Origin of the sequence: Tritonibacter aquimaris (assembly GCF_009617595.1) — a bacterium.
GTDB classification, from domain to species: domain Bacteria; phylum Pseudomonadota; class Alphaproteobacteria; order Rhodobacterales; family Rhodobacteraceae; genus Epibacterium; species Epibacterium aquimaris.
Window position 1 is genome coordinate 32,703 of the sequence record NZ_WIXK01000005.1, and the last position, 24,050, is coordinate 56,752.

A 24,050-nucleotide genomic window follows, 5' to 3' on the forward strand; every position below is an offset into this window, starting at 1 on the left:
GTCTGTAAAGTAACGGATATCTAAGGCTGCGCGCTGATGCAGGGCAGCCTGTGCGCTGCACGCCCCCTCGCCAAAATAGAAAAACAGGCGTAGGTGGAGGGCATGTTCAAGCAAGTCTCCCTCTCCGATGTTGATCAGCTGCCACGCTGGCGGCGGCCCATGGTTTTGTTGTTTTTGATGGCTCTGGCCATGCCGATGGCCTTTAACGCCTGGGGCGCGCTGCTCAACAATTTTGTCATCGAGATGGCCAAGTTTGACGGCCACGACATTGGCAGGCTGCATATGGTGCGCGAAATCCCCGGTTTTCTGGCCATTGGGGTGATCTTTGTTATCCTGTTTGTACGCGAACAGGTCTTGGCGGTGATCTCACTGTTGCTTTTAGGGGGAGCAACCGCACTGACGGCGTGGTTTCCGTCTATGAGCGGGATCTTGATGATCACGCTCCTCAGCTCTATCGGGTTCCACTATTACGAGACGGTGAACCAATCGCTTCAGCTACAATGGCTGAGCAAAGACCGCGCGCCGCAGATTTTGGGCTGGCTGGTTTCTGCGGGCTCTGTGGCAACCTTGGTTGTTTATCTTTCCATTGAACGCCTGTGGAAGCCCTTCGAGCTGAGTTATGACATTGTCTATATGACTGCAGGCGGTGCCTGTGTGTTGCTGACGCTCATCTGTTTGTTTGCCTTTCCGCAGTTCGAAGCGCCCACGCCGCAAACCAAAAAACTGATCCTACGCAAACGGTACTGGCTGTATTATGCGCTGCAATTCATGGCGGGCGCCCGGCGGCAGATCTTTGTGGTGTTTGCGGGCTTTATGATGGTCGAAAAATTCGGCTTTGAAGTGCATGAGATTACCCGGCTCTATCTGATCAATCTGGTGATCAATATTTTTGCAGCGCCCTTTATCGGCAAGCTGGTGTCGCGTTTTGGCGAACGGCGCACGTTGATCGTGGAATACGCTGGCCTGGCGCTGGTGTTCGCAGCCTACGGTGGGATCTACTGGTTCGGCTGGGGCGTTTTGGTCGCCGGGTTCCTTTATGTGGTGGATCATATCTTCTTTGCGATGGCTTTGGCGTTGAAAACCTATTTTCAAAAGATTGCCGATCCCGCGGATATTGCGCCAACGGCTGCGGTGGCCTTTACCATCAACCATATCGCAGCGGTTGCATTGCCAGTTCCGCTGGGGCTGCTGTGGGTGCTGGCACCCGGTGGCGTGTTTGCGCTGGCCACAGGGATGGCCTTGATCTCACTGTCCCTGGCGTTGCTGATCCCGCGCCATCCGGAGCCCGGGAATGAGACCATCTTTGCGATCTGGCGGCGTCCGGCGGCGGCGGAATAGGCAAAGGGCTTGACCTCTTTGCCCGCGCAGCCTAGGCGCGGGGAGAGAGTTTCAGGAGATCTGCCATGCCCACTTACACCGCGCTGACCACATTGACCGGCAAATCCCAGGCCGAGGCGCTGGGCGATGCGATGGAAACCCTGACGCCGGAACCAACTGGCGTAGGCGTGTTTGAAATCGAAGATGGCTCTGGCACCTGGGAAGTGGGAGGCTATTTCATCGAAGCGCCGGATCAGGCGGGGCTGGCGCTTTTGGCGACAATCCATGGCGCAAAACCCTTTGCCGTATCAGAATTGCCTGAAACCGATTGGGTGGCCCACGTGAAACGTGAGCTGAAACCCGTCGAGGCGGGCCGTTTCTTTGTGTACGGCAGCCATGACGCCGATCAGGTGCCCGCGGGCAAGGTGCCGCTTCTGATCGAAGCGGCAATGGCCTTTGGCACCGGTCACCACGGCACCACCTTGGGCTGCTTGCTGGCGCTGGATCACCTGATCAGCGAGGGCTTTGAGGGCAAAAAAGTTGCTGACATCGGCTGCGGTACTGCAGTTCTGGCGATGGCGGCGGCGCGGGTCTGGGACGGTTCGTTTATTGCCTCAGACATTGATGAGGTTGCGGTTGATGTGGCCGAGGCCAACCTTAAGGCCAATGGTATGGCGGGTGCGGTCGCCTGTCTGGAAGCCGCTGGTTTTGACCATCCTGATCTTGCGGCAGCTGCGCCTTTTGATCTTGTCTTTGCCAATATCCTGAAAGGTCCGCTGGTGGTGCTTTCACCGGATGTCGCGGCCAATCTGCGCGAAGGCGGCTACGCGATTCTGTCTGGGATCCTTAACGAACAGGCCGATGAGGTTGTTGAGGTTTATGCGCGAAATGGAATTAATCTTGTCAAAAGAGACGAGATTGGTGAATGGACGACCCTCCTGCTGCGTAAATAAACCAGTTTATGTCAAGTTTGTTCGGCATTTTAGAAAACTGGCGTATAGTTTCTTAATCATCGCTGGGGCCTCACATCCGAGGCCTTAGGTGAACCGGTTAGGAGGCACTTATGGGTGAACATATTGGAGAGTTTCGCTCCCGCTTGACCCGTCTGGAGCGCAAGTACAAAGGTATGAGCGCAGGCTATGACGCCAAGCTGCGTAACGATGGTCTAATCGTGATTACCCCGCGCCGGGCAAAACGTCGCCATTTCCTGATGCCAGTGCTTATCTTCCTGCTCGGCTTTATGGCGTTCAAAGGTTTTCTGCTGATGTCGCTGGGGCCGGTGAGCTATGAAGAGCGGGTGGCGCGCCTGCAAGAGGGCACCGGTGTTGAACAGGTGGGGGCATTTGTAATGCAATCTGATCCTGTCAGCGAAATGATCGCCGCGCGCATGGGCACAGTGCTTCAGTAAACCGGACTACACAAAGTTCTACAGATTTAGAAACGCCGCCTGCTGATGGATCAGCGGCGGCGTTTGGTTTTAGTGGCGGTGCTCACAGCGGACAAAGTGTTCGATGTCGCAACGGCTGAGCCCAATATCGTTGAGCTCTCGTTCGCTCAGCGCCATCAGGGCGCGGCGGGTGCGGCTCTCTTCGTGTTTGTTGAGGCCCCATTTGATGGATTTGGCCAAAGCGCTACGCAGGCGCGTAAATAAATCCGGTATGCTGCGGCTTGTGGGGGCGTAATTCAAAGCTGCCATAGCCTGTCCTTTTCAGAAATTAATCTGTCTTAAATCTGTTACATTTGTGAGTTGGCTGGATGTAAGGATGGGAAGACCCCGCTGCAAGAGAGGTTGAAGCAGGTCTGCCATGCGTCAGGTGCATGGCTTGATATTGGGAGTGTACGAAAAGCGATTGGACATGTTCTCTTTTTGTGCTTATCGTGGCGCGCAACAATAACACTTAAAAAGGCCGGGCACATATGCGGATATTGGGCATTGATCCGGGGCTGCGTGCCCTGGGATGGGGCGTGATCGAAGCGCGCGGAACGCGGCTTTCGCATGTGGCCAACGGGGTGTGCAACTCCGACGGGGATGATCTGGGCGAGCGGCTGCTGTCGCTGCACAATCAAGTCGGCGAGATCATCGATGCCTTTCAGCCGACACAGGCGGCAATTGAACAGACCTTTGTGAACAAAGACGGCGCTGGCACCTTGAAATTGGGTCAGGCGCGCGGGGTTGCGCTGTTGACGCTGGCCAAAGCGGGCCTGCCGGTGGGTGAGTACGCACCAAACCGCGTGAAAAAGACCGTTGTAGGTGTGGGGCATGCGGAGAAAACGCAGGTCCTGCATATGGTGAAATTGCAACTGCCAGGATGTGATCCCAAAGGTCCGGATGCGGCGGATGCGCTGGCGATTGCCATCTGTCACGCCTATTACGGCGGCACGCAGCAGCGGCAGCTAAAAGAGGTGGTACGCGCATGATTGGTAAGCTGAGCGGACGGCTAGAATATAAGGCACTGGATCACGTGCTGATCGATGTGCGGGGCGTGGGCTATCTCGTTTACCTGTCTGATCGCACCCTTGCGAGCCTGCCACCCGTTGGTGAGGCGGTGGCGCTTTATACCGATATGGTGGTGCGCGAAGATCTGATGCAGCTTTTTGGATTTACCTCGCTGGTGGAAAAGGAATGGCACCGGCTGTTGACCTCGGTGCAGGGGGTTGGGGCAAAGGTGTCTTTGGCCATTTTGGGCACGCTGGGCCCGGATGGGGTGAGCCGCGCAATTGCATTGGGGGATTGGGCCAGTGTGAAAGCGGCCAAAGGTGTCGGGCCCAAAACCGCGCAGCGCATTGTGCTCGATCTGAAAGACAAGGCGCCCTCTGTGATGGCGATGGGCGGCACGATTACTGAAGCAATGGATGGCCCGGATCTTGAGGTGATTGAAGACGTGGACGCAAAGCCAAAGCGCAAAGCGGTAAAACCCAAGGCTCCCACTGGCGCTGCTGCGGCATCCGCGGGCGCGCTTTCTGCGCTTGGAAATCTTGGCTATGGCCCCTCCGAGGCGGCAGCCGCGGTGGCTGAGGCGGCAAGTGACAACCCGGATGCGGATGAGCCGGGCCTGATCCGCGCGGCGTTGAAGCTCTTGGCGCCGAAAGGGTGATTCATATGAAACGTTCGGAGCGGGTGGCACCAGGGGGCAGGACTGCCGCGTGTTTGCGCCGGGATGAGGTGGTGCGATGATTGAGTCCGATCCCACATTGCGCCCAACAGCATTGCCGGAAGATAGTGCATCAGACGCGGATCGGGCATTGCGCCCGCAGGGGCTTGGAGAATTCATCGGTCAGGCCGAAGCGCGGGCCAATCTGCGTGTCTTTATCGAAAGCGCCAAACGGCGCGGTGAAGCTATGGATCACACGCTGTTTCATGGCCCCCCCGGTCTTGGTAAAACCACATTGGCGCAGATCGTTGCCCGCGAACTTGGCGTGAATTTTCGCATGACGTCAGGCCCGGTTCTGGCAAAAGCGGGGGATTTGGCGGCGATCCTGACCAATCTGGAAGCGCGCGATGTCTTGTTTATCGATGAAATCCACCGTTTGAACCCTGTTGTTGAAGAGGTGCTCTATCCTGCGATGGAGGATTTCGAACTGGATCTGGTGATTGGTGAAGGGCCAGCTGCGCGCACTGTGCGCATTGAACTACAGCCCTTTACCCTGGTTGGTGCAACGACGCGTATGGGTTTGCTGACCACGCCGCTGCGCGACCGGTTTGGCATCCCGACACGGCTGCAATTTTACACCATTGATGAGCTGTTTGAGATCGTCAGCCGCAATGCGCGCAAACTGGGTGCGCCAGCAGATGATGCAGGCGCACGAGAGATCGCGCGGCGCGCCCGCGGCACACCAAGGATCGCGGGACGGCTCTTGCGCCGCGTGGTGGACTTTGCGGTTGTTGAAGGCGATGGCACCATCACCCAGGATTTGGCCGATGGCGCTTTGACCCGCCTTGGGGTGGATCAGCTGGGGCTTGATGGGGCGGATAGACGTTACCTGACCCTAATTGCCGAGAATTACGGAGGAGGTCCGGTTGGGATCGAAACCCTGTCTGCGGCCCTGTCTGAAAGTCGCGATGCGTTGGAGGAAGTGATTGAGCCGTATCTGTTGCAGCAGGGGTTGATCCAACGCACCCCGCGCGGACGGATGCTAGCGCAAAAGGCCTGGATGCATCTGGGGATTGCGCCGCCAAAATCACAAAGTGATTTGTTTTCCTGATAGGGGCTGAAAATGCGCAGCGTGGATGAATTGTCAGATGTGTCGCAGCAGGTTTCAGATATTTACGCATCCCGATTTGGGATTGAGCGAGATGCTGTGTGGCATATGGCAAAACTCAGCGAGGAGCTTGGGGAATTGCAAGCGGCCTATCTGAAGCTCAACGGTCAAGGCCGTACTGAGGCGAGTGCTGACGCGTTGCGAGGGGCGCTCGAAGATGAGGTGGCGGATGTTTTTGCCCAGATCTTGCTGTTTGCGCGTTGGCAGCAGATCGACATACCCGAAGCCGTGATGCGCAAATGGGGACAGTATCTGAAATAGCCATAGGTGGAAATTCGATCGGCGGCCTTCACCCGTGGTGTGCCTGCGGTTTTGAGCGATACCACGCCGCGCAAGCGGCGCTAGGCCCAACCCTCCATCTTGTTTGGCGCAAGCCGGACATGGAGGAGGGGCGGGAGTGCTCCGCCTCTTGCTCAGCTGCGCGCATATGTGCATAGACCCGTGTCAGATATGCGACCAGACAGGAGGCTGCATCCCATGACCTATAGCCCTGAGCAGATTGAACAGCTTTTTACCCGTGCGGATGGCTCTTATGCCTTTGCCCGCTGGGGGCGTCCGATTGCACCTATTGTGTTTGGGGTTGAGGAGGCAACGCTCACAACTGTCAAAGGCGCGTTTGAGGCAGTGGCGACCCTTGCAGGCCATCAAATGACCGAGACCGATCCTGAGCTTGGTGCGAACCTCATGGTGTTTTTCTTCCGTGATTGGAACGAACTTTTGCAGGTTCCCGATCTGGACCGGATGATCCCGGATCTGACCCCTTTGGTGGGGCGATTGGCGCAGGCAAAAGCGAGCCAGTATCGCGCGTTCCGATTTGATGATCACGGTGCCATTCAGGCCGCGTTTGTGTTCTTGTGCATGGAAAGCGATCTGGCGAAGATACCCGCGGAAACGCTTGCGCTGACACAGGCCGTGCAGACCATTTTGATGTGGGGCGATAATGCGTTTGCTGAGACATCACCCCTTGCGGTGTTGCCTGAAAATGGTGCTACAATTCTTCGTCCGGAAATCGCAGGGGTCATTGCCGCGGCCTACGATCGCATGATGCCGCCTTCGGCGAATGACACCAGCCATGCGTTGCGCCTGTTTGCGCGCCTTCAGGCGCCAATCGAGACGCCGCAAACGGAGTGAAGAATGCGCGCCTTTGTTGGTTTGCCCTTGGCGGATGTGGATGTAGAACGCCTTGAGCGCGTGCAATCGGGCCTGCGGCTGGGGCGACATGTGGCCGCTGAGAACTTGCATCTGACACTGGCCTTTCTGGATGAGCAAGACACACCAACGTTAGAGGCGCTGCATCAGGAGCTTTTGCAGATTTCTGCACCTGAACTTAAGTTGCGCGTTGATCGCATCGACATCATGGGCGGGTCTACACCAAGGGTGCTCTGCGCGATGGTGGCTGAGGATCCTGCGCTCTCGGCTTTGCGCAATGATGTCAGACAAGCGGCGCGCCGTGCTGAAATTGATCTGCCGCGCGAACGGTTTCGACCCCATATTACGCTGGCGCGGTTCCCCCGCCACATGGAGGGGGCAGATGCGCTTGCACGCTATCTTGGGGAAGTTGGTGCCTCAAGCTGGTGTCTGGAACCTATAGAGGCGTTCTGGCTCTATCAGTCGGTGCTTGCACCTGAGGGGCCGACATATACGCCTCTGGCCGAGTATCCCCTGGACCGCTAAGAGAAATACATCCAAGCCAAGAGCGTGACCCATGCCCCATGAAATCATCCACCGCTTTCCTGTACGTGTTTACTACGAGGACACCGATATGGGTGGCATTGTCTATCACGCGAATTATCTGCGCTATATCGAGCGTGCGCGCAGTGATTGGGTGCGCAGCCTTGGTGTGGATCAAAATGCCATGCGTGCGGTCAGCGAAGTTTATGTGGTGCGCCGCATCAATTCCGATTTTCTTGCTCCGGCAAAGTTTGACGATGTGCTTTCTGTTGAAACCACACCGGTGGAAATCACCCCGGTTCGGCTGATTTTGAAACAAACGGTGAAGCGGGACGACACGCCGCTGTTTGCTGCTGAGGTCACAATCGTGGCGATTTCGGTCGAAACTGGGCGTCCCCTGCGGCTTCCGGCAGAGATTCGCGCATTGCGGTAACAAATTTCGGCAGCTGCCTGCTCTGGATGGCAATTGAGATTGATCTGCGCTAGCCTTTGGCCAAATAAGGCCGAAAATATGGCCAGAAACGATAGAGCAGGTCTATGGAACATTCTTTGGCGCTGGCCCAGGAGATTGATTTCTCCATGTGGGGGCTGTTTGCACGGGCAACACTGACCGTGAAATTGGTGATGTTGATGCTGATTGTGGCATCTATTTGGTCCTGGGGGATCATTATCCAGAAAATCATCACCTATCGCGCAGCCCGTTCTGAGGCGGCGCAGTTTGATATGGCATTTTGGTCCGGCAAACCGCTGGATGGGTTGTTTGAAACACTGGGGGCCTCGCCGGATGGTCGCTCGGAACGGATCTTTGCCGCAGGAATGAGCGAATGGCACCGCAGCCATCGCGACGATGGTGGGCTGATTGCGGGCGCGCAGGCGCGGATTGACCGGTCGATGGATGTGGCAATTGCCAAAGAGGTCGAAGAGCTGCAGGGCGGATTGTCGATTCTCGCAACCGTTGGGTCTACTGCACCGTTTATCGGGCTGTTTGGCACCGTTTGGGGCATTATGAACGCATTCATTGAAATTGCCGAACAGCAAAACACCAACCTTGCTGTGGTTGCGCCCGGGATTGCCGAGGCGCTTTTGGCCACGGGGCTTGGGCTCTTGGCGGCGATTCCTGCGGTGATTTTTTACAACAAACTCAGCGCAGACAGTGATCGCATCATTGGCGGCTATGAAGCCTTTGCCGATGAGTTTGCCACCATTCTCAGCCGACAGCTTGATAGCTAAGGAGGCAGGGCATGGGTGCAGCGGTTCAAGCAAAGGCAGACGGCAATCGGCGGCGCGGGCGCAGACGGCGGCGTTCACAGGCGATGGCAGAAATCAATGTGACGCCTTTTGTGGATGTTATGCTGGTGCTGTTGATCATCTTTATGGTGGCGGCCCCGCTGATGACGGTGGGGGTGCCGGTTGAGCTGCCAAAAACCGCTGCTGGCGCATTGCCTGGCGATGATGAAGAGCCGCTCACCGTGACTATGACTGCCGCAGGCGAAGTGCAGATCCAGACCACACCGGTAGAGCGCGATCAGCTTGTGGTGCGGTTGCAGGCGATTGCTTCTGAGCGCGACAGTGATCGGATCTTCCTGCGCGCGGATGGCGCGATTTCCTATCAGGATGTGATGCAAGTGATGGGCGCGCTGAATGCGGGCGGGTTTTCCAACGTTGGGCTGGTGACAGACACAGGTGGTCCGGCGCTGGATGGCAGTGTGGCCGCAGAAGCAGGGCAGTAACGGGTGCAGACCGGAGTCAAAATCTCGCTTGGCGCACACGGGCTTCTGATTGGATGGGCCTTTATCGGGGGCTGGTTCAATTCAGATCCGTTGCCGCTTCAGGTGCAGGAAGTGAGCCTGATCAGCGCTGCCGAGTTTGAGCGCCTGAGTTCTCAGCGCGCGGGGCCGGAGGTTTCCGATGCTCCTGGTGATATTGCTGAGCCTGAGGCCGCGGAATTGCCCGAGGTGCCCACAAATGCGGCAACACCACCAGAGGTGCAAATCCCCGAACCGGTGAATGCGCCACCACCTGATCCGATTGTCGAAGACCGGCCCGAGCCGTTGCCAGAACCCGAATTCACAACGCCGCAGGTTGCGGTGGATACCCCCGATCCTTTGCCCAGCCTGCGCCCAACGCTGCGTCCAGATGCGGGGCCTGCAGTTGATCGGGTTGCGCCGGTGCCGGTTGCACCGCCGCCGCCCGATGCGGCACCCGATGAGGTGGAGCAGCCCGCAGTTGTTGCCGAGGATGGTGCCAGTGACGTGCAAGAGCCGCAGGACGCCACGGCACCCGAAGCCGCCAGCGATCGGATCGTGACCGAGGAAAATGAGGGCGATGCCCCGGTTGCAAGCGCGGCACCGCAGACTTCGTTGCGCCCGCGGTTACGTCCACGCACTGTGCCCGCGCGTGAGGCCGTGCGCGAGACTGTGCAAGACAGCGCACCCGCACCATCAGATCCTGCTGATGACATCGCCGCCGCAGTTGGTGATGCGGTGGCCGAAGCCATTGCAGGTGGCGCAGACGTAGAAGCGCCCGAGCCTTCGGGCCCGCCTTTGACCCACGGGGAAAAGGAAGGGCTGCGTGTTGCAGTCTCTGGGTGCTGGAATGTGGGTTCACTTTCCAGTGAAGCGCTGCGCACCACCGTGGTCGTGGGCTTTTCGGTCGCGCAAGATGGCAAGCCAGACACGGGCAGCATTCGCCTGTTGTCGAGCACGGGTGGCTCCGGCCGGGCAGAGCGCCAGGCCTATGAGGCTGCGCGACGTGCAATCATTCGTTGTGGGGGCAAAGGCTTTGATCTTCCCCCTGAAAAATATGCGCAATGGCGCGATATAGAGATTACTTTTAATCCAGAGAGGATGCGGATTAGATGAAGCGTTTTTTGGCATGTCTGTTCCTGGGAGCCGCCAGCCTGATGCCTGCGGGCGCGGCTTTGGCGCAATCTGGTCCTTTGCGGATTGAGCTGACCGAAGGGGTGATTGAGCCGCTTCCGGTGGCGGTTCCGGATTTTATCGCCGATACCCAAGCAGGCAGCGAGCTCGCCAAACAGATCGCCCGCGTTGTGGCGGCCGATCTGATCGGAACCGGGCTGTTTCGTGAAATCCCGACTGAGGCGCATATTTCCCGCATCAGCAATTTCGACGCGCCGGTCCAATATGCCGATTGGAAAGCCATCAATGCGCAGGCTCTGATCACCGGTGGCGTCAGCGTCAATGGCAATCGCCTGACCGTGCGCTTCCGTGGCTATGACATTTTTGGTGAAAACATGCTGGGTGAGGGGTTGCAGTTTGCAGGCACCACAAATGACTGGCGACGCATGGGCCATAAGGTGGCCGATGCAATCTATTCCCGCATTACCGGTGAAAGCGGCTATTTCGACAGCCGGGTGGTGTTTGTTAGCGAAAGTGGCCCAAAAAACGAACGCCGCAAGCGGCTGGCAATCATGGATTATGATGGTGCCAATGTGCAGTATCTGACCAATTCCGCCTCTATCGTGTTGGCACCGCGGTTCTCCCCTAAGGGCGATCAGGTGCTTTATACTTCTTATGAAAGCGGCTTTCCGCAGGTGCATGTATTGGACATCGGTCGGGTTCAGCGCCGCATCCTGTCGCCCGATGATGGCATCATGAGCTTTGCGCCGCGTTTTGCACCTGATGGGCGCACCGTGGTGTTTTCACAGTCAAGCGGCGGCAATACCGATATTTACCGTATGGACATTGCAACCGGTCGGCCCACGCGCCTGACCAGCGCGCCGTCAATCGAGACCGCGCCGTCGTTTTCGCCCGATGGCAGCCAGATCGTATTTGAAAGCGACCGCTCCGGCACCCAGCAGCTTTATGTGATGCCTGCAACCGGTGGTGAAGCACGCCGGATCAGCTATGGCAAAGGCCGCTATGGCACTCCGGTCTGGTCTCCACGCGGCGATCTTGTAGCCTTTACCAAACAGAACAAAGGTCGCTTCCATATCGGTGTAATGCGCACTGACGGGAGCGAAGAGCGGCTGCTGACGTCTTCGTTCCTGGATGAGGGGCCAACCTGGTCACCCAACGGGCGGGTGATCATGTTCACCCGTGAAACCCAAGGGGCGAATGGCCGTGCGACGCTTTATTCCGTTGATATTACGGGACGCAATCTGAAACCGGTACGCACACCAGATGGTGCGTCGGATCCGTCTTGGTCGCCATTGAAACAATAAGTGCGGTGCCTCTTGCGCGAGAATGTGCATAGTCGCGAGAAATGGGCCACATAGTGTATTGCTGCTGCCCGTGTTAGGGTTGCAGCAGACAAACAGGAGCCGCAAGGCAAGAAGGGTGAGGCAGAAAGGATGAGTGGAATGAAACAGGCAATCTGGCTTGTCGCAGCCTTGGGGCTGGCGGCATGTAGTGATGCAACCCGTTGGGGTGGTGACAGCTACGGAAATGATACTGGCGCAGCTGCAGGCTCTGTTGGGGCAGGTCTAAACGGTCCGGCTCCGAATACTCCAGCCTATTTCCAGCAGACAGTTGGTGACCGGGTACTGTTTGCAGTGGATCAATCCACATTGTCGTCTCAGGCACAAACGACGCTGGCAGCGCAGGCGGGATGGCTGAATGCCAACCCCGAATACGCCATCACCATTCAAGGCCACGCAGATGAGCAGGGCACGCGTGAATACAACCTCGCATTGGGCGCGCGCCGTGCCAATGCCGCGCGGGAGTTTCTGCTGTCCAACGGGGTTGCGGCGGGCCGTATCAAGGTTGTGAGCTTTGGCAAGGAGCGCCCGCTTGAGATCTGCTCTGCTGAAGCCTGCTATGCCAAAAACCGCCGCGCTGTCAGCGTGATTGCGGGGGGCTTTACCAGCTAAGGGGCTGATCCATGCGTCTTTTGAAACCTCTGATCCTGAGCGTATTGGTTTTTTCGGTGAAACCAGCGTTTTCGCAGGATGCGGAAACTTTGGCGGATATCCGACAGGAACTTTCGGTTCTGAATGTTGAAATTCTGAAACTGAAACGCGAGCTGTCCACCACCGGTGCGCCCTCCACCAATCTTGTTGGCGATACGGTTCTTGACCGGGTGACCGCAATTGAATCTGAGTTGCAGCGCCTGACGGCACGAACTGAGCAGATGGATTTCCGCATCAACAGTATTGTGCGCGATGGCACCAACCGCATTGGCGATCTTGAATTTCGCCTCGTTGAGCTGGAAGGCGGCGACGTGAGCCAGCTGGGCGAGACCAGCACTCTTGGCGGTGTTGCGCCTGAGGTCAAAACTGAGAGCCCAGTCGCCAGTAACAATCAGATACCCGACCTGGGCGAACTGGCAGTTGCGGAACGTGCGGATTTTGAGGCTGCGCAGGCCGCACTTGGCGATGAAAACTTCTCTGTTGCGGCTGAGAAGTTCGCGCTGTTTTCGCAAACCTACCCGGCAAGCCCGCTGGCAGTACAGGCGTCTTTGATGCGTGGCAAAGCACATGATGGGTTGGGCGATAGCCGCGAAGCCGCGCGGGCATACCTTGCCGCGTTCAGCGGTGACACCAGCGGCCCCAAAGCGCCCGAAGCCCTGTTTGAGCTGGGTGCCGCGCTCGGACGGCTCGGGCAAAGCGACCAAGCCTGCATTACCTTGGCCGAGGTGGCACAGCGTTTCCCGGCTTCTCCGATGGTTGCGTCCGCCGAATCGGAGCGCTCTAAGCTTGCGTGCCAGTGACCACCGCTAAAGACAGGTTGATCGCCGCATGCCGTGCGGCGTTCAAACCAAACCTGCCCAGGGCCATTGGAGTAGCTGTGTCAGGCGGCAGCGATTCCGTGGCATTGTTGCATGGCCTGTACTGGGCGCTGCAGGACCAGAACGTAGACATCCATGTGGCGACCGTGGATCACGGCTTGCGACCCGAAGCCGCAGCAGAGGCGCAATTCGTGGCGGATCTGTCGCTGCGGCTGGGGCTTTCTCACAAAACGCTTTGTTGGGATGAACCGCGCGGGGCGGGCAATCTGCAGGCACGGGCGCGTGCGGCGCGTTACGATCTGTTGTCGGCATGGGCCAACGAAAACCATATCGATGCGCTTGTGTTGGGTCACACTGCCGATGATCAGGCCGAAACAGTTTTGATGCGCATGCGGCGCGAGGCTGGGGTAAACGGTCTGGCGGGCATTGCACCAAGACGCACTTTGGGTCGCCTTGATTTACTGCGTCCGATGCTTGGGCTGCGCCGTGAAGATTTACGCGATGTGCTGCGCCAGGAAAATGTAAGCTGGGTGGATGACCCCAGCAATGAAGATGAGTGTTTTGAGCGCGTACGCACACGCAAGGCGCTGGCAACACTAGCTGATCTTGGCATTCCTGCAGACGCGTTTTCCCGTGTCGCCGAAAACCTATCCCAAGCGCGCAAGGCTTTGGATTGGTATAGCTTCTTGGCGGCTGACGATGTGATTTCAACGCGGGCAGGGGCTGTGGTGATCTCACAGCGAGAATTCCGGGTTCTGCCGCAAGAGATCGCCCATCGTCTAATTGCGCAATCGGTGCAATGGTTAACTGGCGACGGCTACGTGCCGCGACGGGGCGCTATGCAAGACGCAATCAAGGCGGTGCAACGTGGTGAAGGGTTCACATTTTCCGGCTGCCGAATTCTGTCGCGACGCGGCGTTTCATGGCTCTTTCGGGAATATAATGCGCTGGCGGATCTAACGGCCCGACCGGGGCAGGCGTGGGATGGGCGCTGGCTGATGCATGGCGGCGTGATCGCTGGCGATGAGACACAAAAATGCGAATTGAGACCTCTTTCTGCGGCGGGTTTACGATTCTGTCCGCAGTGGCGTGAACAGGACTGTCCCGGCGAAGTGCTGCAAACCACGCCCAGTTTGTGGCAAAATGATGAATTACTAGCGGCACCCTGTGCCGGAATGGCAAATGGATGGGCTGTTAGCCTCATAAAGCCTGAAGAAGCTTTGTTCTCTTCGTTTTTAACGCATTGAACCTGCGCTCAGTATCCCTATTTTAGGGTATAAAGCAGAGTCTGTGTTTCGGGCTTTGGAAATTTGGGAGATCTTTCCTTTGGGCAATGCAAGAAATATCGCCTTCTGGGTTGTTTTGTTCGTGCTGATTATGGCGCTGTTCAACCTGTTCAGTGGATCCGGCAGCACGCTACAAAACCGTGAACGCACCTATTCCGATTTTGTCGCGGCGGTCGACAACGGCTCAATCGCAGCGGTTACGCTGGACGGAGAGCAGGTTCGTTTCACCACCTCGGATGGGCAGAATTTCGTCACGATTAAACCGGACGACGCAGAAGTTACAAAAATGCTGGTCGAAGCGGGCATTCCGATGCGCGCAGAAAAGCAGCAACAGTCTGGTTTCCAGTCTTTCCTCATCACGTTGCTGCCATTCCTGCTGCTGATCGGCGTCTGGGTGTTCTTCATGAACCGGATGCAAGGCGGCGGCAAAGGTGGTGCGATGGGTTTTGGCAAATCCAAAGCCAAGATGCTGACCGAAAAACACGGCCGGGTGACGTTTGATGATGTGGCTGGCATCGACGAAGCCAAGGAAGAGCTAGAAGAAATCGTTGAATTTTTGCGCAACCCGCAGAAGTTCTCGCGTCTTGGTGGCAAAATTCCAAAAGGCGCGTTGCTTGTTGGTCCTCCGGGCACTGGTAAAACTTTGCTCGCGCGCGCAATTGCGGGTGAAGCAGGGGTGCCGTTCTTCACCATCTCTGGTTCTGATTTTGTTGAAATGTTTGTTGGTGTCGGTGCAAGCCGTGTGCGCGACATGTTCGAACAGGCCAAGAAAAACGCGCCCTGCATTGTCTTCATCGATGAAATCGATGCGGTGGGTCGTCACCGTGGCGCCGGTTACGGCGGCGGCAACGATGAGCGCGAACAGACGCTGAACCAGCTTTTGGTTGAGATGGATGGTTTTGAAGCCAACGAAGGTGTGATCATTCTGGCGGCGACCAACCGTCGTGATGTTCTGGATCCGGCCTTGCTGCGTCCAGGCCGGTTTGACCGCAACGTGACCGTGGGCAACCCTGATATCAAAGGCCGCGAAAAGATCCTGGGCGTGCATGCACGTAAAACCCCGCTGGGGCCGGATGTGGACCTGCGTATCATTGCACGCGGTACCCCGGGCTTTTCGGGTGCGGATCTTGCGAACCTCGTGAATGAGGCGGCATTGATGGCAGCGCGTGTGGGTCGTCGTTTTGTGACCATGGAAGATTTCGAGAACGCGAAAGACAAGGTCATGATGGGGGCCGAGCGCCGCTCAATGGTGCTCACACCTGAGCAAAAGGAAATGACTGCCTACCACGAGGCCGGTCATGCTCTTGTTGGGTTGAAATTGCCCAAATGTGACCCGGTTTATAAGGCGACAATCATTCCGCGCGGTGGTGCTTTGGGTATGGTGATGAGCCTGCCTGAAATGGACCGTCTGAACTGGCACAAGGACGAGTGTGAACAGAAACTCGCCATGACCATGGCCGGTAAAGCTGCGGAAATTTTGAAATATGGTGAAGAACATGTTTCAAACGGCCCAGCCGGTGACATTCAGCAGGCCAGCCAATTGGCCCGTGCGATGGTGTTGCGCTGGGGTATGTCCGACAAGGTTGGCAATATCGATTATGCCGAAGCGCATGAAGGATATTCCGGCAATACGGGCGGCTTCTCGGTCTCTGCCAATACCAAGGAACTGATCGAGGATGAGGTCAAACGCTTCATTCAAGAGGCTTATGAACAGGCTCGCGACATTGTTGAAAACAACAAAGAAGAGTTTGAGCGCCTCGCACAAGGCCTGTTGGAATACGAAACCCTGACCGGGGAAGAAATCAAACGGGTGATGCGTGGTGAGCCGCCACACGCAAACGACGATGAAGACGATGGCGCGGATGAAGGCAGTGCCTCGGTTACCGCCATTCCCAAGGCCAAGCCCAAAAAGTCCTCACCGGATGGGGACATGGAGCCGGAGCCTTCCAGCTGAATTGCTGTTTAAATGAAAAACCCCGTCCAGGCCGTCGCTTGGGCGGGGTTTGCTATTCTGGCCGCCCTCTTTGCTGGCGCAGTTCGGATCGCCGATCGATTATGGCAGCCTTACGCCAGAACACTCCTGTGATTTCAGCAAAAACAGAGGAACAATACCTCGGGGCTGATCACGGATTTAAATCGAAAAAACATTCGGGGATAAATTCATGAGCCAGAAATCAGACATTGAAATTGCACGCGCTGCAGCGAAGAAACCCATTTTTGAAATCGGTGCCAAGCTTGGTATCGCCGCGCAAGACCTCATTCCGTATGGCCATGATAAAGCAAAGGTCAGCCAGGCCGTTACGCAAGGCGTAAAAGATCGCCAAGATGGCAAGTTGATCCTGGTCACCGCTGTGAGCCCAACACCAGCAGGAGAGGGTAAGACCACCACCACCGTGGGGCTGGGGGACGGGCTCAACCGGATTGGCAAACAGGCGATGATCTGTATTCGCGAAGCCTCCCTTGGGCCGAATTTTGGCATGAAAGGCGGCGCGGCAGGTGGTGGCCATGCGCAGGTCGTGCCGATGGATGATATGAACCTGCATTTCACCGGTGATTTTCATGCCATTACGTCGGCCCATTCGTTGCTGTCGGCCATGATCGACAATCACATCTATTGGGGCAATGTGCTGGAGATTGACACGCGCCGGGTGGTGTGGCGCCGGGTGGTGGATATGAATGATCGCGCGCTGCGCCAGATCACCGCCTCTTTGGGTGGGGTTTCCAACGGGTTCCCGCGCGAAACCGGCTTTGACATTACCGTGGCCTCTGAGGTGATGGCGATCCTATGCCTTGCACGCGATCTCAGCGACCTCGAGGAGCGCCTGGGCAATATCATCGTGGCGTACCGTCGCGACAAAACCCCAATCTTTGCCCGGGATATCAAGGCGCAAGGCGCCATGACGGTGTTGCTCAAAGATGCGATGCAGCCCAACCTTGTGCAGACGCTGGAACATAACCCAGCTTTTGTTCACGGTGGCCCCTTTGCCAATATCGCCCATGGCTGCAACTCGGTGATTGCAACCAAGACCGCGTTGAAACTGGCGGACTATGTTGTGACAGAGGCGGGGTTTGGCGCGGATCTTGGTGCTGAGAAATTCATGAATATCAAATGCCGTAAGGCGGGGCTTAGCCCCTCTGCGGTGGTTGTTGTGGCCACAGTGCGCGCGCTCAAGATGAACGGCGGTGTGGCCAAGGATGATCTGGAGCAGGAAAACCTCGCGGCGCTGCAGGTGGGCTGTGCAAACCTTGGCCGCCATATCGAAAACGTCCAAAGCTTTGGCGTGCCGGTTGTGGTGGCAATCAACCATTTTGTCGCTGATACAGATGCCGAGGTGGAGCTTGTCCAATCCTATGCTCAGGGCCACGGGGTGGCAGCTGTTGTGTCGCGTCACTGGGCTGAAGGCGGGGCGGGGGCCGAAGATCTGGCCCATGCAGTTGTGGCAGCAGCGGATGCAGAAAGCGATCAGTTCGCGCCGCTTTATCCAAATGAAATGCCGCTTCATGAGAAGATCGAAACCGTCGCCAAACGTATCTATCGCGCAGATGAAGTGCAGATGGATGCGACGATCCGCAATCAGCTGAAGGAGTGGGAAGCCGCAGGGTATGGCGAGCTACCGGTCTGTATGGCCAAGACGCAGTATTCCTTCTCAACTGACCCAAGCCAGCGTGGCGCGCCTACTGGCCATAGCGTGCCGGTGCGGGAGGTGCGTCTGTCGGCGGGGGCCGGGTTTGTGGTTGCGATTTGTGGAGAGATCATGACGATGCCGGGTTTGCCGCGTGTACCAGCCGCAGAAACCATAGGCTTGAACGACAAAGGGGATATCGAAGGCTTGTTCTAAGGCAAAATTTGCGTCATCTGCGAGCGTGGGAAAACTATTTTTTCCCAGCGCCGCAGGAGAGAGAAACAATGACAAAAACTGTTTTGCCCAAAGACTGTTCCAGCATGGCGGAACTGCGCGCACAGATTGATCGGCTTGATGTGGAGCTGGTTGAGCTTCTGAAAGAGCGCGCAGGCTATATAGACCGTGCTATTGATCTGAAGATCGAGAACGGCTGGCCTGCACGTATCCCAGAACGAGTGGATGAGGTGATCGAGAACGTGGGCCGTGAGGCCGCTGAGCGCGATCTGGATCCTGAGATAGTAAAGGCCCTGTGGCGGCAACTGGTCGATTGGTCGATCCAGCGTGAAGCTCAGGTGATCCGCGAGAACTAAAACAGGGCAATGTGCCTGCGGAAAGGACAAGAAAATGGCAGCAACACTCATTGATGGCAAAGCCTTTGCGGCGAAGGTGCGTGGTCAGGTCGCTGAACATGTGGCGCGGTTGAAGGAAGAGCATGGCATTACGCCCGGTCTTGCGGTTGTTCTGGTCGGCGAAGATCCCGCAAGCCAGGTCTATGTGCGCTCCAAAGGCAAACAGACCGTCGAAGTGGGTATGAACTCCTTTGAGCACAAACTGTCTGCAGAGACATCCGAGGCGGATTTGCTGAACCTGATCGATCAGCTCAACTCTGATCCCAGTGTTCATGGTATTTTGGTGCAGCTGCCGCTGCCGGGGCATTTGAACGAAGATCTGGTGATCAATTCGATCGCACCAGAAAAGGATGTGGACGGTTTCCATATTTCTAACGTTGGGCTGTTGGGCACGGGGCAGAAATCCATGGTGCCTTGTACACCGCTTGGCTGCCTGATGATGCTGCGCGACCACCATGGCAGCCTGTCAGGCATGGATGCGGTTGTGATTGGCCGATCCAATATTGTTGGCAAACCTATGGCACAGCTGCTGCTCGGCGATAGCTGCACCGTAACCATTGCGCATTCTCGCACCAAGGATCTGCCCGAAGTCGTGCGCCGCGCGGATATTGTTGTGGCGGCCGTTGGACGCCCTGAGATGGTTCCCGGCGACTGGATCAAAGAAGGCGCGACCGTGATCGACGTGGGCATCAACCGTATCGATGCGCCCGAAAAAGGCGAAGGCAAAACCCGCCTTGTAGGTGACGTTCATTTTGAAAGCGCAGCCGCACGTGCGGGTGCTATCACCCCGGTGCCGGGTGGTGTTGGGCCGATGACCATTGCATGCCTGTTGGCCAACACGGTCACGGCCTGCTGCCGGGCCAATAATCTGGCAGAGCCCGAAGGGCTCACAGCTTAAACGCTTCAAAAGCGGGTCCTGCGGGGCTCGCTTTTTTCATGAGTGAGGCTCATCTGAGCCGCTTCTGTGACCCGGGTTGCAAGCGCGTTTAGAGCTGCGGCGCAAAACATCTGCATAGGTCTCTCCATTCAATGGAGCGAACAACATAGCAGACGTAGCTCGCGCTATTTAACAATCGTCTCATCTTTGACAAACATGTTTGCCCAGGCGCGATCAATCAGATCAGGGGTCATCTGGTAGGGGATGCCTTCAAAGTCACAAATCGCGATCATCTGATCGATCAGGAACACCGGCTGATAGTTGGCGTAGATGTTGTCAATCGTCGGGTATTTGTTGCGCAGCAGATGAACCAACGCGGCCTCATCCAGCGGCATGCCTTTCTTGCGGGCGACCAGCGCAAAGATCTTCAGGAAGTTTTCCTGATTGGGCCCATCGATTTTGATCTTAAAGAAGATCCGGCGCAGCGCGGCTTGGTCAAAGATTTCATTCGGGTGGAAGTTGGTGGAGAAAATCACCAGCGTGTCAAACGGCACTTCAAACTTTTCACCTGATTGCAGCGCCAGAATATCGCGGCTCTCTTCCAGGGGAACAATCCAACGGTTGACCAGCGCCTGTGGTGGTTCGGCCTGACGGCCAAGGTCGTCGACGATAAAGATCCCACCGGTCGATTTGAGCTGCAGCGGCGCCTGATAGGTGCGTGCTGTGGGGTTATACACCAGATCAAGCATATCCAGCGACAGCTCACCACCGGTGACCACTGTGGGGCGCTCACATTTCACATAACGGGTGTCAAAACGTTTGATGCGGCGCAGCTGGGTTGGATCATCGGCTTCTTCTTCAATCGCGTTGTGTACGATCGGGTCGTAAACCGTGATAACCTGCCCGGCATATTCAATTGCGCGGGGCACATAGACATGATCACCAAGCGCGTCGCGGATGCCGTTTGAAATCGATGATTTACCATTGCCGGGTGGGCCATACATCAGGATCGAACGGCCAGCGCTGACCGCGGGGCCAAGCTGGTCCAGCAACATGTCAGGCAGGACCAGATGTCCCATGGCCGAGGTCAGCTGTTGTCGCGTCACAAGGATATTGCGGATCGACTGGCGTTCAACCTGTTCGCGGTACACATCCAGCGGCACTGGCATTGCACCAAAATATTCGGACTGGCTGAGCGCGTCCAATGCGCGCGCTTTGCCTGCGTCGGTTAATTGATAGCCCATCTCATTGCCGTTGTTGGCGTTGAGCGTCCCGGTGGCTTCTAAAAGCTTTTGCTCACGCGCCATATCCACCAGCTCTTGGGTGACAGAGCTTGGCAGGCAGATTGCAGCGGCTATTTCGGAAACGAGGTCCGCGTTTTTGCGAAACATTGTCTTAAGCAGGATGTCCCGCATCATAACGATGGGCAGCTGCATCTGCTCCAGCCCTTTGGGGGCAGGAGGAGCCACAACGGGAGTTGCCTGCATATTCATTGCGCGTACCTGTCTGTTGTCTCGATTGGCGGGTTTCGCCATAGGCAACAGATTATTCAGGACTGTGGCAACACCACGGCACCTTTGGCGCAATATCGCGCCCAACGCTGAAAATGCTCGGGAAAAACCCTGCTGGGTTATTGCCCGTTGAACGCCGCAAGTATGAGATAAATCGCCAGGGTGCCACCAAGGCATAACCCCATTGGGAATTTTGAACCGACCGACCAGCTTTTCCAATCCGGGGCCAATTGGCGCAAGGACGTGTATTTGGCCAAACGATGCGTCGCAAACCCTGCAAGCAGGTTGACCGCAAACAAAACAGCGATCAGTCGCAGATCTGCAAAGGCAACAAAGGGCGCCGCCGCTCCGGCAAATTTTGCATCACCTGCGCCCACCGCGCCGCCTGCGTAAAACAGAAATCCAATCGCCACACCGATAGGCAGATGTAGCAGATGCCAGCCGTACTCAGCCCAGCTTGGCATCGCGATCAGACCAATGATCACATAGGTCGCAGCCAGCAGATCAACGCACCAATTGGGAATGCGCATGCCGCGCAGATCCGAATGTGCCACGATCACACAGATTGGCACCACGAAGGGCAAAAACCACCAAGCGCTGGACGCAGGCAGCTGCACGTTCATGACCAGATCCATGAAACCCATCTAGGCACCCTCAAGCGTTTCAAGTGCGCGTGCGGCTTCTTCGAAATGCTGCGGGTGGGTGGCAACCGCATCACGCAGCAAGCCCTTACCGGTCTCAATGTCACCCTGTTTCACCGCTGCAAGCCCAAGCGTGTTGAGCAAAAGCGCACGTTCTTCCTGGCTCATTGGTACATTTGGTAGATTGTAGTTGCGTTGGGCACCGCGGGACAGGACCAGATTGTTTTTGGCGGTAAACAAAGAACTGTCCTGGCGCAGTGCATCAGTAAAGAGCTTTTCCGCCTGTTTGAAATCACCGCGGGTCAGGTTCGAATACCCCCAGTTGTTCAACACACGTGCAGGACGCGTGGTCAGGCCCACGGCCGTTTCATAAAAACTGTCGGCACGCTTCCAGTCTTTTTGGGAATCCGCAACCAGAGCTTCGAGGCGATAGCGCTGATAGGTCTCTACAGTTGGCGGCACAGAATCCAATGTGATTTTGGCTGCGTCCCATTTGTTTGTGCGAATCTGAGCATCTGCAAGCTGGAGCCGATCACCATCATTGGCCCCCGGCATTTCCAACACACGCTGCCAGGCAGATGCGGCTTCGTTATTGCGCTTGGCGCGGATCAGCGACTGCGCCAGCCCACGTTGCAGGTCGATGCGATCCGGCGCACCTTTGCTGGCGCGCGCAAAATAGGTCACGGCTTCATTGGGATCTGCGACGGTGAGATAGACTTCGTTGAGATTGTTCTCATCAACGACATTCAGATCTTCCAAGGTTTCATCGACATTCACCCGATCGGTGCAGGCCGATAGACCAACTGCTGCAATCAGCCAGGCCGATAGCACAAGATGCTGGCGCATGTGGCGTCCTCTACTGCTCTGGATCATGGTGTTTTGCGTAACAAGTAGCTGCCACCGCCACGCTGCACCAATTTGTAAGGTTGTTGTTCTTCGGGCTCATTATGCTGGTCTGCATCAAGTTTTGCGAGTGCCTTGCGTAGATTTTCCCGGATCGCGTCACTTTCGCCATTATCAAGCGCCACGGCACGGCGCAAATACTGCGCTGCTTCGGCAGTTTTTTGCCGCTCAAGCAGGATAACGCCAAGGTTGTTCAGGCTTTCGGGCCAGTTTGGCTCCTGTTCGACCGAAAGGCGCAGCAGCTCCTCGGCCTGTCCCAGACGGCCGAGACCCAGATTGGCACTGCCAAGGCTTGATAGGATTTCGGCTGACAGGCCTTCATCGACGGCAGCGCGGGTGAAGCTTTCGTAGGCAAGCTGGTATTGGCCCGCAGCCATCAAACGGTGGCCCGCTGCCAAAGGGTCGGCGGCCTCTTTCCTGAAATCGATTCCGGGTGCCCAGGGGCTGTCGGTGTGCTCATCAAACCCGGATGCGCCGCATCCAGTGAGCCCCAGTGTTATAGCGATGAAAAGAGGGCGAAAAATCATTGGGCCTGCGCGATAAAAGTGCTTTGGCCGCAGTATTACCCAAAACCGGCAAGGAAGAAGAGAGGTTTTCTAATCAAATGCAAAAAACCGCCTGTAGGAAACAGGCGGTGATTTTGATGCGCTGTAATGGCTGGTTTAAACTGGCCCACCGTTGCCAAGATTTTGGATGTTTTTGATTGAAGGACCGATCAAAATGATCAGCAACGGCGGAACCGTTAACATCATGGTGGCCAGGGTCATTTTTACCGGCAGTTTGTTTGCCGCTTCTTCCGCGCGCATCACGCGTTTGTCGCGCATTTCTCCCGCGTAAACACGCAGAGCATCGGCAATTGATGTACCAAAACTTTGCGACTGGATCATCACCGTGGTGAAGGAGGCAATATCAGCCACGCCACAACGGGTGCCCATATCGCGCAACACACGCTCCTTTTCTTTGCCCACTTTCATTTCCTGAGCAACGATTTGGAATTCCTCAGAAAGCGCAGGGTAAGAACTGGCAAGTTCCGTTGATACGCGGATAATGGATTGCTCTAGCGACTGGCCGGCTTCAACACAGACCAGCATCATATCCAGAGCGTCGGGGAAACCTTTGGTGATCTCTTTTTGACGTTCAGCGATGCGGCGTGTCACCCAGTATTTGGGCAGAAAATACGCAGCAGCACCGGGGCCAAGAATACGCATGGCCATTTGCTGGCTGTCGTATTCCACATCTCCGTTGAGCAGGTAGACATAGGCCAATCCCAGTGCGAGCCCAATCAGGCCCAGTGCCATTTGGGAGAAATAGAAGATACGCACCGCATCGCGGGTGTGATAGCCAGCCTGACGCAGTTTAAGTTCCATCGCGGAAAGCTCATCTGCGTTTTGCGGCTCAAGGAAGGATGCAAATTTTTCCAGCTGCTCGTTGCGGTTACCTTGTCGCAGGCTTTCCCGTGGGCGGGTGCTGCCCTGTTGCTGGATATTGCGCTGCAGCTTTTTCAGCGGATCTTCGCGCTGGTTCAGCATCATGTAAAGCGCCACCAAGACGCAGATCATGCCAAGGCCACCAATCGCAATCAAGGGGCCCAATTCGCCAAAACGTTGGATCAAAACAGCCTGGATCGAATTCAGAAACTCCATG

At 56.6% G+C, this 24,050-nt stretch carries 27 protein-coding genes; 21 read left to right on the forward strand and 6 right to left on the reverse strand.

From position 1 onward, the window contains the following. Positions 1-102: 102 nt before the first annotated feature. The 3 genes from GG681_RS10480 (at position 103) to GG681_RS10490 (ending at position 2,725) form a co-directional block, all read left to right on the forward strand. Positions 103-1,338 (forward strand): MFS transporter, encoded by a 1,236-nt coding sequence (locus GG681_RS10480; RefSeq protein ID WP_153547879.1) that lies wholly within the window; start codon positions 103-105, stop codon positions 1,336-1,338. A 65-nt stretch (positions 1,339-1,403) separates the two neighbouring features. After that, the gene (locus GG681_RS10485) at positions 1,404-2,270 is read left to right on the forward strand and encodes a 50S ribosomal protein L11 methyltransferase (protein WP_153547880.1); all 867 of its coding nucleotides are present in this window, start codon (positions 1,404-1,406) and stop codon (positions 2,268-2,270) included. 110 nt (positions 2,271-2,380) lie between these two features. Then, positions 2,381-2,725: a hypothetical protein gene (locus GG681_RS10490; protein WP_153547882.1), complete on the forward strand. Its 345-nt coding sequence runs from the start codon at positions 2,381-2,383 to the stop codon at positions 2,723-2,725. Between the two features lie 69 nt (positions 2,726-2,794). Here the strand turns inward: GG681_RS10490 and GG681_RS10495 are convergent, their stop codons facing one another. Continuing rightward, a complete protein-coding gene (locus GG681_RS10495; RefSeq protein WP_153547884.1) occupies positions 2,795-3,013 on the reverse strand; it encodes a DUF1127 domain-containing protein in 219 nt (72 codons plus the stop codon). 221 nt (positions 3,014-3,234) lie between these two features. Here GG681_RS10495 and ruvC point away from each other — a divergent pair, with 221 nt between their 5' ends. The 18 genes from ruvC (at position 3,235) to folD (ending at position 19,372) form a co-directional block, all read left to right on the forward strand. Then, on the forward strand, positions 3,235-3,735 hold the full coding sequence (ruvC, locus tag GG681_RS10500) for a crossover junction endodeoxyribonuclease RuvC (protein WP_153547886.1): 501 nt from the start codon (positions 3,235-3,237) through the stop codon (positions 3,733-3,735). Beyond that, a complete protein-coding gene (ruvA, locus tag GG681_RS10505) occupies positions 3,732-4,412 on the forward strand; it encodes a Holliday junction branch migration protein RuvA (RefSeq protein WP_153547888.1) in 681 nt (226 codons plus the stop codon). Before ruvC ends, ruvA begins: the two co-directional genes overlap by 4 nt. A gap of 76 nt (positions 4,413-4,488) precedes the next feature. Continuing rightward, the gene (gene ruvB, locus GG681_RS10510) at positions 4,489-5,520 is read left to right on the forward strand and encodes a Holliday junction branch migration DNA helicase RuvB (RefSeq protein WP_153547890.1); all 1,032 of its coding nucleotides are present in this window, start codon (positions 4,489-4,491) and stop codon (positions 5,518-5,520) included. Between the two features lie 12 nt (positions 5,521-5,532). Next, complete coding sequence (locus GG681_RS10515; RefSeq protein ID WP_153547892.1) at positions 5,533-5,838, forward strand: nucleoside triphosphate pyrophosphohydrolase family protein; 306 nt, start codon at positions 5,533-5,535, stop codon at positions 5,836-5,838. 216 nt (positions 5,839-6,054) lie between these two features. Beyond that, complete coding sequence (locus GG681_RS10520; RefSeq protein WP_153547894.1) at positions 6,055-6,708, forward strand: hypothetical protein; 654 nt, start codon at positions 6,055-6,057, stop codon at positions 6,706-6,708. Positions 6,709-6,711: 3 nt separating this feature from the next. Beyond that, a complete protein-coding gene (gene thpR, locus GG681_RS10525) occupies positions 6,712-7,251 on the forward strand; it encodes an RNA 2',3'-cyclic phosphodiesterase (protein ID WP_153547896.1) in 540 nt (179 codons plus the stop codon). A 43-nt stretch (positions 7,252-7,294) separates the two neighbouring features. Continuing rightward, the gene (gene ybgC, locus GG681_RS10530; protein WP_328593374.1) at positions 7,295-7,681 is read left to right on the forward strand and encodes a tol-pal system-associated acyl-CoA thioesterase; all 387 of its coding nucleotides are present in this window, start codon (positions 7,295-7,297) and stop codon (positions 7,679-7,681) included. Positions 7,682-7,785: 104 nt separating this feature from the next. After that, a complete protein-coding gene (gene tolQ / locus GG681_RS10535; protein WP_153547900.1) occupies positions 7,786-8,478 on the forward strand; it encodes a protein TolQ in 693 nt (230 codons plus the stop codon). A gap of 11 nt (positions 8,479-8,489) precedes the next feature. Next, complete coding sequence (tolR, locus tag GG681_RS10540) at positions 8,490-8,978, forward strand: protein TolR (protein WP_153547902.1); 489 nt, start codon at positions 8,490-8,492, stop codon at positions 8,976-8,978. 3 nt (positions 8,979-8,981) lie between these two features. Then, positions 8,982-10,109, forward strand: coding sequence for an energy transducer TonB (locus GG681_RS10545; protein WP_328593345.1), 1,128 nt, complete (start codon positions 8,982-8,984; stop codon positions 10,107-10,109). After that, positions 10,106-11,431, forward strand: a complete 1,326-nt coding sequence (gene tolB / locus GG681_RS10550; RefSeq protein WP_153547904.1) for a Tol-Pal system beta propeller repeat protein TolB — start codon at positions 10,106-10,108, stop codon at positions 11,429-11,431. Before GG681_RS10545 ends, tolB begins: the two co-directional genes overlap by 4 nt. A 129-nt stretch (positions 11,432-11,560) precedes the next feature. Beyond that, the gene (gene pal, locus GG681_RS10555) at positions 11,561-12,079 is read left to right on the forward strand and encodes a peptidoglycan-associated lipoprotein Pal (protein WP_153547906.1); all 519 of its coding nucleotides are present in this window, start codon (positions 11,561-11,563) and stop codon (positions 12,077-12,079) included. A gap of 11 nt (positions 12,080-12,090) precedes the next feature. Beyond that, positions 12,091-12,918 carry a tol-pal system protein YbgF gene (gene ybgF / locus GG681_RS10560; protein WP_153547908.1) on the forward strand — a complete coding sequence of 276 codons (828 nt, stop codon included), beginning with the start codon at positions 12,091-12,093 and terminating at the stop codon, positions 12,916-12,918. Beyond that, on the forward strand, positions 12,915-14,183 hold the full coding sequence (gene tilS, locus GG681_RS10565; RefSeq protein ID WP_328593347.1) for a tRNA lysidine(34) synthetase TilS: 1,269 nt from the start codon (positions 12,915-12,917) through the stop codon (positions 14,181-14,183). Before ybgF ends, tilS begins: the two co-directional genes overlap by 4 nt. Positions 14,184-14,262: 79 nt before the next feature. Continuing rightward, positions 14,263-16,176, forward strand: coding sequence for an ATP-dependent zinc metalloprotease FtsH (ftsH, locus tag GG681_RS10570; RefSeq protein WP_153547910.1), 1,914 nt, complete (start codon positions 14,263-14,265; stop codon positions 16,174-16,176). A gap of 208 nt (positions 16,177-16,384) precedes the next feature. Beyond that, the gene (locus tag GG681_RS10575; RefSeq protein ID WP_153547913.1) at positions 16,385-18,061 is read left to right on the forward strand and encodes a formate--tetrahydrofolate ligase; all 1,677 of its coding nucleotides are present in this window, start codon (positions 16,385-16,387) and stop codon (positions 18,059-18,061) included. A gap of 68 nt (positions 18,062-18,129) precedes the next feature. After that, on the forward strand, positions 18,130-18,435 hold the full coding sequence (locus GG681_RS10580) for a chorismate mutase (RefSeq protein WP_153547914.1): 306 nt from the start codon (positions 18,130-18,132) through the stop codon (positions 18,433-18,435). Positions 18,436-18,469: 34 nt separating this feature from the next. Further along, complete coding sequence (folD, locus tag GG681_RS10585) at positions 18,470-19,372, forward strand: bifunctional methylenetetrahydrofolate dehydrogenase/methenyltetrahydrofolate cyclohydrolase FolD (protein WP_153547916.1); 903 nt, start codon at positions 18,470-18,472, stop codon at positions 19,370-19,372. A 164-nt stretch (positions 19,373-19,536) separates the two neighbouring features. Here the strand turns inward: folD and GG681_RS10590 are convergent, their stop codons facing one another. The 5 genes from GG681_RS10590 to GG681_RS10610 form a co-directional block, all read right to left on the reverse strand. Continuing rightward, positions 19,537-20,844, reverse strand: a complete 1,308-nt coding sequence (locus GG681_RS10590; protein WP_153547919.1) for an ATPase — start codon at positions 20,842-20,844, stop codon at positions 19,537-19,539. A 137-nt stretch (positions 20,845-20,981) separates the two neighbouring features. Beyond that, positions 20,982-21,506 carry a prepilin peptidase gene (locus GG681_RS10595; protein ID WP_235899889.1) on the reverse strand — a complete coding sequence of 175 codons (525 nt, stop codon included), beginning with the start codon at positions 21,504-21,506 and terminating at the stop codon, positions 20,982-20,984. Further along, positions 21,507-22,349, reverse strand: a complete 843-nt coding sequence (locus tag GG681_RS10600; protein WP_153547921.1) for a tetratricopeptide repeat protein — start codon at positions 22,347-22,349, stop codon at positions 21,507-21,509. 23 nt (positions 22,350-22,372) lie between these two features. After that, positions 22,373-22,933 (reverse strand): tetratricopeptide repeat protein, encoded by a 561-nt coding sequence (locus tag GG681_RS10605; protein WP_153547923.1) that lies wholly within the window; start codon positions 22,931-22,933, stop codon positions 22,373-22,375. A 135-nt stretch (positions 22,934-23,068) separates the two neighbouring features. After that, a complete protein-coding gene (locus GG681_RS10610) occupies positions 23,069-24,049 on the reverse strand; it encodes a type II secretion system F family protein (protein WP_153547925.1) in 981 nt (326 codons plus the stop codon). Position 24,050: the final 1 nt, after the last annotated feature.